The following is an 8,178-nucleotide window of genomic DNA, read 5'->3' as shown; positions in this document are numbered from 1 at the left end:
CTGTGGGAATCATAACTAATTATTCGGACATGATATTACTTGCAACTACCCAACCACTTGACCAAACAACTGCCGACGTTCATCTGGTATTGTACGTTGCACAAAATCATCAAAATTTTGATATTCGGCTGTAATATTATCCCAAACTAATTGAGTTTCTAAATTGTGAATTAGTTTATAATAGACTTGGTTTATAATAGACTTGAATTATCTAATTTTTAAAAAGCTTTGGAAATTGTAGAGACGTGATTAATTACGCCTCTACAAAAATTCTGCAAATCAATCAAGCGAGATTATATTCTCTAGTCCTTGCTCAGAGAATCTGAAAATAATTTAGCTTGGCTCCCGAACAACTCATATTTTTTTGCAAAAATGAGATCCACCCCATTTCTATACCTAGAGTTTCTGCAAAAAAGTTTGAATTATTAGTCAAGCTTTTTCTTGACATTATCTTTTACGTCTTCAATCCCGTGACGTACTTCGCTTTCAGCTTGCTTTGCTTTACCTTCAGCTTTATCTTCTGGATCTCCAGTAACTTTTCCTGCTGCTTCTTGGGCTTTACCTTCAAGATTTTTAGCAGTTGCTTTAGCCCGTTCTTCTAAACTCATTTGGTACTCCTTATTTATTTTATGGAAAGTTAATTTCAAAGCTGTAAACTAACTTTGAAATCCTTTGTTATCACTTTTACACAGTAGCTTAAAGTTTTTGCTAAAGCCTTCCACCACAAGGCATATTAAATAATTCAAAATTCAAAATTCAAAATTCAAAATGCAGAAAAGTAATTGTAGTAAGCATCTTGGCTGTTGGCTGAATATAAATTAAACTAGCAAGAGTGTAGTTACCTATGCTAAAAGACATAGAACAAGTGCAAATATCATAATCTCTACTTTTGACTGTTTATCTAAAAAAACCCAGTTTCTGTATGAAACTGGGTTAATAAAGTTATGGGGATATTTTTTGTCTAATCTAGAAAACCCATCAGGCTTTCAGAATTGTCAACCTCATTTGATGCTATGGGACGGTTACCGAATGTAGAATAGCTTTCAGATATTACCAATGAACTTGAGGCAATTGGACGAATACCAGAGAGATTAATACTTTCAACAACTTGGAATGTATTAGCGCCAATTGGACGAATACCCATTGAGTTATAGGTTTCAACTACTTCTAAGGTACTGGTGCTAACGGGACGCACCCCAGCAATTGAGAGGTGTTCAGCAACTTCTAAGTCGCTAGCGCCTATGGGACGAATTCCAGCAATGGCGAGTGTTCCAGAAGCTCCCGCTGGCAGTTCATTAACTTCCTCGACTTTATCAGCATTCAAGCTCTGGTCTTGTTGATTTTCAACTTCCTTTGTAGTTTCCCCTGGAGACTTGGCATTGTTTTGCCGAGAACTGCTTGCTTTGCCAGCGTTGCTAATAGTCATAAACGAAAACCTCTAGTTTGTTAATTGGATTTTACAATAATTAAGGAAAGATGAAATTTTTTCCCATATACCTTAAAGTTTAACCTTAAAAAACCTCATATAGATATAAGAATTTTTAAAACTGATAGATAAGTAAATTTGAATTATTAATTTTTGTAAATAATTATTACTATTTATTTAGTCTAATAAGCCAGCTACAATGGATACAGGGCGGAATCGTCACTATGAGATAGGGTATATTACAGCAAAACTGTATGACAGAATTTTGTCTTCAAGCTCCCTTTAGTCCCACAGGCGATCAACCACAAGCGATCGCCCAACTGACTGCTAGTATCCAATCAGGCAATCGTTACCAAACTTTACTAGGAGCCACTGGAACTGGCAAGACATTTTCGGTAGCAGCAGTTATTGAGAAAATTGGCAAGCCTACTTTAGTTCTGGCGCATAACAAAACCCTTGCTGCACAGCTTTGTAACGAGTTACGAGATTTCTTTCCCAACAACGCAGTCGAGTATTTCGTCAGCTACTACGATTACTATCAGCCAGAAGCGTATATTCCCGTTACCGACACTTATATTGAAAAAACGGCGGCAATTAATGATGAAATAGATATGTTGCGGCATTCAGCGACGCGATCGCTTTTTGAACGCCGTGATGTGATTGTCGTTGCATCCATCAGCTGCATCTACGGTTTGGGAATGCCAGCAGAATATCTGAAAGCTGCCATCCCCCTTCAGATAGGTATGGAAGTAAATCAACGCCAAATTTTACGAGATTTGGCAAATGTTCAATATAGCCGCAACGACATAGAAATGGGTCGGGGAAAATTTCGCGTCCGGGGTGATGTCTTAGAAATTGGCCCAGCTTATGAAGACCGGATTATTCGCGTCGAATTTTTTGGTGATGAAATTGACGCGATTCGCTATATTGATCCGGTGACAGGTGAAATTCTCAAGAGCTTGGAAGCGGTGAATATTTACCCTGCACGTCACTTTGTCACCCCAGAAGAACGGTTAGAAGTAGCTTGTCATGATATTGCAGCCGAGTTAAAACAGCAAAAACTAGACTTAGAACAAGCGGGGAAATTATTAGAAGCGCAACGCATAGATCAACGTACACGCTATGATCTCGAAATGCTGCGCGAGGTAGGTTACTGCAATGGCGTTGAGAACTATTCGCGTCACTTAGCAGGAAGGCAAGCCGGAGAATCGCCAGAATGTTTAATTGATTATTTTCCTAAAGATTGGCTATTAGTTATCGATGAATCTCACGTTAGTGTGCCCCAAATTCGCGGTATGTATAACGGCGATCAAGCTAGAAAAAAAGTTTTAATTGAACATGGATTTCGTCTTCCTAGTGCTGCTGATAATCGTCCTTTGAAAGCAGAGGAATTCTGGGACAAAATGAATCAGTGTATTTTTGTTTCAGCCACTCCAGGAAATTGGGAATTAGAAATTTCTGAAGACCATGTAGTTGAGCAAGTGATTAGACCAACTGGCGTAATTGATCCAGAAATTTCCGTGCGTCCTACAGAAGGACAAATTGATGATTTGTTGGGAGAAATTAAAGATAGAGCCGACCTCCATGAACGAGTGTTAATTACCACATTAACTAAGCGGATGGCGGAAGATTTAACGGAGTATCTGCAAGACCATAGTATTCGAGTGCGGTATTTACATTCGGAGATTAATTCAATTGAGCGCATTGAGATTTTGCAGAACTTGCGCGAAGGTACATTTGATGTATTGGTTGGTGTGAATTTGCTGCGGGAAGGGTTAGATTTACCGGAAGTTTCCCTAGTAGCAATTATGGACGCGGATAAAGAAGGTTTTTTGCGAACCGAACGTTCCTTAATTCAAACTATTGGTAGAGCCGCGCGTCACATCCGGGGACAAGCAATTATGTATGCTGATAATATGACAGGCAGCATGATTAAAGCCATTGATGAAACAGACAGGCGGCGTGGGATTCAAATGGCACATAATCGACTGCATGGGATTACACCGCAACCGATTGTGAAAAAATCAAGTAATGCGATTTTGTCTTTTTTAGACGTGTCTCGACGGTTGAATGCAACTGACTTGAAAGTAGTAGATGAACATTTAGATGAACTGCCATTAGAACAGATTCCCCAATTGATTAGTCTGTTAGAAACTCAGATGAAAGAAGCGGCGAAAAAACTGGAATTTGAAGAGGCGGCAAAATTGCGCGATCGCATTAAACATCTGCGAGATAAAATGTTGGGACGTTAACGTGAATCTTATGCTCACCAATATTCGCCTAATTAGTGTTCAAGAATATCACCAAATGGCGGAAACGGGAATTTTTCATCCTGAAGAACGCTTAGAATTAATCGCGGGACAAATCATCAGAATGTCAGCAAAAGGAACTGCTCACGAATCAGCAATTACCCGCACAGAAAGGTTATTACGTCAACGCTTGGGTGATAAAGTTTTATTAAGAATCCAGTCACCAGTGCAACTTGACGATTACTCGGAACCAGAACCAGATATTTCAGTGGTGAAGGTGAATCCATTAGATTATGAGGATCACCATCCCGATGCTTCCGAAGTGTTTTTACTGATTGAAATAGCTGATTCCAGTCTCAAGTATGATCGAGAAGTAAAAGCGATCGCCTATGCTAAGTCAGGTATTATTGAGTACTGGATTTTAGATATCAATAGACGCAAGTTGTATATGTATCGCCTCCCTAGTCCAGACGGATATCACAGTGAGAGCATACTTGCAGACGATGTGACAATTTCACCTTTAGCCTTCGGTGATTGTGCGATCGCTATTCGGGAATTGTTGCAAAAAATCTAAATAATTCGTAATTTATAAAAACGTTCGTGGACTAGCCAACGTTTTTCTGTTTGGTAAGAATAATGCTTAAGTCGGATAACATCTGGTACTTGTTTGAGTAGTTTCTTTAGGCGTTGTTCCATCAGGTGTTGTACAGAAAAATTCTGTTTAAGACTCTAAATAAGGAAATTAAGTTTTTTAGCAAAATAGTAATTTAGATAACCAGCTTAATTTAGTCATCGCCTACACTGAAATAGCAGTTGTGAACCGATAGACAATGGACAATAAGCCACTAGAGATTCAAGCGGAAAGTATAATTCAGCACAAGTTAGTTAAAGATGGTTTCCTCGTTACTAAACCATCTTTTGATAAGGAAGGATCTGACTTACTGATAATCGAAAATATTTCCCAGAGAATTACTCCCTTCATCAAAGTTCAATGTAAGGGTAGAACTATAAAGAAAAATTCTAATGTAACAATACCAATAAGGTATGTAGAGGAAAACTTTGTAGTTTTTCTGTATGTAGAAGAATCTGAAACTAAAGACGACTTCATTTATGTATTTTTTCAAGATGATATTAAGAGTTGGCGAACTAAAGGAAGTGATTTTCAGCTAATTATTCCAAAAGACTTTCAGCATCGAGCAGATTTCCGAGAGCGAGTGTATAGTAAAGAAGCAAGAGTTAAAATTGAAAATATTCTTCTCAGACAAGCAATAAATCAGCTAATAAAAACAAATTATTCCGTCATTATAGATGGAATATTCCTTGAAAAAGCTGTTGTACAGACACGAAAAGTCTACAGAAGCATATATTCAGAAAAGACACTGTGTAAGCCGAACATTGATGCTATTGTAGAGCAACTTCTGAAATATGCCCACATTAAGCGTAAAGAAGAAGTAAATTGTTATCTAATCTACTCTACTCATTTTAATTTACAGGCTGTAGTAGATATAGGCGAAGTAGAAGAAGGCGGTTTATTCATGGATGACAATTCAAGTTTCGTCGGCTATAACTGCAACTTGTTCAAGCTAAAAACCCAAGACTTCATACTTTTTAAGGTAGTAGAGCAACTTGAGCGTATTATTAACGTAGAGTCTGTGTTTTTAGTGGCAGACGATGTTGGTTACAATCCTTATCTTCAAGACTTAAAGGATAGAGGAGTGGAAGTAATTGTTTTTCAGAACTCAGAAAATTCTGGCTCAAGAATGTTCCACAACTTTAACTGGGCTGATATATCAAATCCTCTGGCTTTGGCTATGGGTTTAAACCAACATGAACTATAGTAGGAAGAAGCAAGCTAACAACCCGATTGGAGTGGACTGGTAAGCAGTTTGAAACCGAAGACACCGAAAAATAAAATCCCTTCTAGAAATTTCCCTAAAATTACAAGCAGGAGAACCTCTCAGGAGAAATCATGGCTATTGATGCAGAAATTTTACAAACACTAGATCAAATGCCAGAGTCACTGAAACAAGAACTCTTGCATTATGCCAAATATTTAGTTGAGAATTATTCAAAGGCTGTTTCTCAGGAAAATTTACTACAAAAAAAGCATCGTTCTGGCATCTTAAAAGGAACTTTTGTTTTATCTTTGCCTGATGACTTTGATGAACCTCTGGAAGTTTTTAAGGAATATATGGAATGAGTGCTTTCCTTATGGCGATCCATTTGAGCGAATGTTGATTGCACAGGCTATCAATCACTCCTTAATTATTATTAGCAGAGATAAAAAATTCGATACTTATTCTGTTCAAAGGATGTGGGAATAGTCATACTAAAAGAGAACGCCCTTTTTTCGCTATCCTAAATAAAGTAAATCATTAAGAGATCGCGCCGATGGTTGCTTTACCCGATCGCATTTTGATGAGTGCAGAAGAATATCTGGTTTGGGAACCCACCCAAGAAGAACGTTACGAGTATTGGGACGGCGAAGTTGTGATGATGAGTGGTGCTACACGCAACCATAATCGGATTTCTGCAAATTTCTTTAAGCTCTTAGACGACTCCCTAGCCGATCGCTCCTGTGAAGTATACATTGTAGATATAAAGGTACAGGTAGAACCGGGGCAAAAGTATTTTTATCCAGATGTAGTGGTAACTTGCGATGAGCGCGATCGCGATCCACAATTGATACAATTTCCCTGCTTAATTATCGAAGTGTTATCACCTTCAACAGAAGCAGCCGATAGGGGGAAAAAGTTTGCCAAATATCGCCAATCTCCAACTTTGCAAGAATATGTCTTAGTACAAGTAGCTCAACCGGGTGTAGAAGTGTTTCGGCGCAACGAACAGGGAAAATGGGTGCTGTCGGAGTATAATTTGGATGAGATATTGCGACTCGAATCGGTGGATGTGGAAATAGCCATCGCACATTTGTACCGACAAGTGCAGTTTGAAACTGAAGCCACCGAAAATTAACATGATAGATAGTCAATCTTTGAATTTCATACTATCTCCACAGATGATTCGCATACAATGGTAAAAATTCTGAAGAAGTTGTAAATAGTTACACTTCCTGAAAGGCTAATTTTGAATTAAACCAGTTGTCTTATGCAAAGTATTCCATATCGATACCGATTGCTGATTTTATTTTTGCTGATGGGTTTGGTTGTAGCGGTAGACTACTGGCGTAATCCAACAAAACCTACAAAACTTCAGGAATACTCGTTTTTGATGGTGTCCGGTTTAATCGGTGCTGGGTTTGGTATCGTTAACGATCAGATTACTTGTACTCTCTCACCCGCTTACTTTTATTACTTCAAAAATGTTCCCTATGGTTCTAGTTTTCGCTGGCAAGTCAGTGAGGTTGGATTTGAGGCAGGCTTTTTTGCTGGTTTTTTAAGCTACGGCATATTTTTATTGGTTAATCAGAGACGAAAGTTACCTTTGTCTTACCGTCAATTACTTCAAATCGCACGGTATCCGATTACTTGGGCAATTGTGCTTGCTCAGATCACAGGATTCATATTTTCTTATTTTCAGTTTCCCTTCTTTGCCGATCAGATTACGCCAGTCGTTCAGCCAGCAGAAGTTTCCAGATTTATGTTGGTTTGGGGAATCCATATTGGACTTTACATCGGTGCAGTGTTAGGAATTGTGCATGGTATAGCAAACATTCGTCGAAGAGTGCTATGTCTGTCACTATAAGACAGCTAACAATTTGCTTGCAGCAGACTAGCGAAAGAACTTGGTGCATGGCAAACACATACCACTTCTAACTAGCATAATTGCCGACAATAGCGATTCTGAGACAGTGTGCCGCAGCTACGCCCGTCGTAGACATCGCACATTTGTATCGCCAAGTGTAGTTTGAAACCGCAGCAATCGAAAATTGACATAGAATCGGTGGACTCAGGTAAATCAACAGTATTCTATCTCTTCTGTCAATCCTGTTGAATCTACTGAAGGGTGCGATCGCTTACAGTTTCAGGTTTTTTAGATGAATTAGAATTAGGTTGCAGCAGTTTAGGTTGGCACTCGGCTCTTAGTGTCCCAGACCAATGAATCATGGGATGACAAGAGTGTTGAACCTGCAAAGTTTCTATGACTAGAAGTAGTGTCCAAAGTAAAAAACATACAGCTACGATTGTTTGGAATCGAAAGCGAAGCGATCGGTCGATTAAACTGGGAAAGTTTGTGATAATTTGCATGATATAATTAACAGTCTTTTGGTTAAAATGCGTTATCAACATGCTCTACTATATGCGATCGCATATCTCTCTCACCTCCTTTATCTCATTTGATTGAGAAATCTCAGAGTTTGCTTGAAAAGTAGTTGGCTGTGATTTTAAACACTTATCGATCCCCCCTAACCCCCCTTAAAAAAGGCTACGGTGTGGATTTACCCCCCTTAATCCCCCCTTGGAAAGGTGGGAAACAGAAAATCTAGTTCCCTCCCCTTTATAAGGGGAGGGTTAGGGTGGGGTAAAACCTTGGTTAATCAGCTAT

General features: G+C 38.8%; 10 protein-coding genes. 6 read left to right on the top strand and 4 right to left on the bottom strand.

The genetic code is table 11. The features are described from left to right. Nucleotides 1–425 precede the first annotated feature (425 nt). Together HWQ41_RS23150 and HWQ41_RS23145 are read right to left on the bottom strand one after the other, a co-directional pair. Entirely contained in the window at nt 426–608 is a 183-nt protein-coding gene (locus HWQ41_RS23150) for a CsbD family protein (protein WP_292768109.1), read from the bottom strand. A 353-nt stretch (nt 609–961) separates the two neighbouring features. Then, nucleotides 962–1,426 carry a hypothetical protein gene (locus HWQ41_RS23145; RefSeq protein WP_292768106.1) on the bottom strand — a complete coding sequence of 155 codons (465 nt, stop codon included), beginning with the start codon at nt 1,424–1,426 and terminating at the stop codon, nt 962–964. 254 nt (nt 1,427–1,680) lie between these two features. Between HWQ41_RS23145 and uvrB the strand changes: the two genes are divergently transcribed. Both uvrB and HWQ41_RS23135 read left to right on the top strand, forming a co-directional pair. Continuing rightward, a complete protein-coding gene (gene uvrB, locus HWQ41_RS23140; RefSeq protein WP_292768103.1) occupies nt 1,681–3,678 on the top strand; it encodes an excinuclease ABC subunit UvrB in 1,998 nt (665 codons plus the stop codon). A gap of 10 nt (nt 3,679–3,688) precedes the next feature. Beyond that, entirely contained in the window at nt 3,689–4,249 is a 561-nt protein-coding gene (locus HWQ41_RS23135) for a Uma2 family endonuclease (protein ID WP_292768100.1), read from the top strand. On the opposite strand, the gene HWQ41_RS23130 is transcribed toward HWQ41_RS23135, so the two are convergent. Next, nucleotides 4,246–4,371 carry a hypothetical protein gene (locus tag HWQ41_RS23130; protein ID WP_256874963.1) on the bottom strand — a complete coding sequence of 42 codons (126 nt, stop codon included), beginning with the start codon at nt 4,369–4,371 and terminating at the stop codon, nt 4,246–4,248. The two genes, HWQ41_RS23135 and HWQ41_RS23130, sit on opposite strands and share 4 nt — an antisense overlap. A 134-nt stretch (nt 4,372–4,505) precedes the next feature. On the opposite strand from HWQ41_RS23130, the gene HWQ41_RS23125 reads away from it, so the two are divergent. The 4 genes from HWQ41_RS23125 (at nt 4,506) to HWQ41_RS23110 (ending at nt 7,377) form a co-directional block, all read left to right on the top strand. Continuing rightward, nucleotides 4,506–5,513 (top strand): hypothetical protein, encoded by a 1,008-nt coding sequence (locus HWQ41_RS23125; RefSeq protein ID WP_292768095.1) that lies wholly within the window; start codon nt 4,506–4,508, stop codon nt 5,511–5,513. 131 nt (nt 5,514–5,644) lie between these two features. Next, the gene (locus HWQ41_RS23120; RefSeq protein ID WP_292768092.1) at nt 5,645–5,875 is read left to right on the top strand and encodes a DUF2281 domain-containing protein; all 231 of its coding nucleotides are present in this window, start codon (nt 5,645–5,647) and stop codon (nt 5,873–5,875) included. A 191-nt stretch (nt 5,876–6,066) separates the two neighbouring features. Further along, on the top strand, nt 6,067–6,648 hold the full coding sequence (locus tag HWQ41_RS23115) for a Uma2 family endonuclease (RefSeq protein WP_292768091.1): 582 nt from the start codon (nt 6,067–6,069) through the stop codon (nt 6,646–6,648). Nucleotides 6,649–6,780: 132 nt separating this feature from the next. Then, the gene (locus HWQ41_RS23110; RefSeq protein ID WP_292768088.1) at nt 6,781–7,377 is read left to right on the top strand and encodes a hypothetical protein; all 597 of its coding nucleotides are present in this window, start codon (nt 6,781–6,783) and stop codon (nt 7,375–7,377) included. A gap of 251 nt (nt 7,378–7,628) precedes the next feature. Here HWQ41_RS23110 and HWQ41_RS23105 read toward each other — a convergent pair whose 3' ends face one another. After that, a complete protein-coding gene (locus HWQ41_RS23105; RefSeq protein ID WP_292768065.1) occupies nt 7,629–7,880 on the bottom strand; it encodes a hypothetical protein in 252 nt (83 codons plus the stop codon). Between the last annotated feature and the right edge of the window lie 298 nt (nt 7,881–8,178).

The organism is Nostoc sp. NOS(2021), assembly GCF_017115025.1.
In the GTDB taxonomy this organism is placed as follows: domain Bacteria; phylum Cyanobacteriota; class Cyanobacteriia; order Cyanobacteriales; family Nostocaceae; genus Nostoc.
This window is presented reverse-complemented; position numbering and strand designations above follow the sequence as displayed.

Coding starts and splice junctions, on each gene's coding strand:
- HWQ41_RS23150 (WP_292768109.1), bottom strand. CDS start 608: ATGAGTTTAGAAGAACGGGCTAAAGCAACTGCTAAAAATCTTGAAGGT.
- HWQ41_RS23145 (WP_292768106.1), bottom strand. CDS start 1,426: ATGACTATTAGCAACGCTGGCAAAGCAAGCAGTTCTCGGCAAAACAAT.
- uvrB (WP_292768103.1), top strand. CDS start 1,681: ATGACAGAATTTTGTCTTCAAGCTCCCTTTAGTCCCACAGGCGATCAA.
- HWQ41_RS23135 (WP_292768100.1), top strand. CDS start 3,689: ATGCTCACCAATATTCGCCTAATTAGTGTTCAAGAATATCACCAAATG.
- HWQ41_RS23130 (WP_256874963.1), bottom strand. CDS start 4,371: ATGGAACAACGCCTAAAGAAACTACTCAAACAAGTACCAGATGTTATC.
- HWQ41_RS23125 (WP_292768095.1), top strand. CDS start 4,506: ATGGACAATAAGCCACTAGAGATTCAAGCGGAAAGTATAATTCAGCAC.
- HWQ41_RS23120 (WP_292768092.1), top strand. CDS start 5,645: ATGGCTATTGATGCAGAAATTTTACAAACACTAGATCAAATGCCAGAG.
- HWQ41_RS23115 (WP_292768091.1), top strand. CDS start 6,067: ATGGTTGCTTTACCCGATCGCATTTTGATGAGTGCAGAAGAATATCTG.
- HWQ41_RS23110 (WP_292768088.1), top strand. CDS start 6,781: ATGCAAAGTATTCCATATCGATACCGATTGCTGATTTTATTTTTGCTG.
- HWQ41_RS23105 (WP_292768065.1), bottom strand. CDS start 7,880: ATGCAAATTATCACAAACTTTCCCAGTTTAATCGACCGATCGCTTCGC.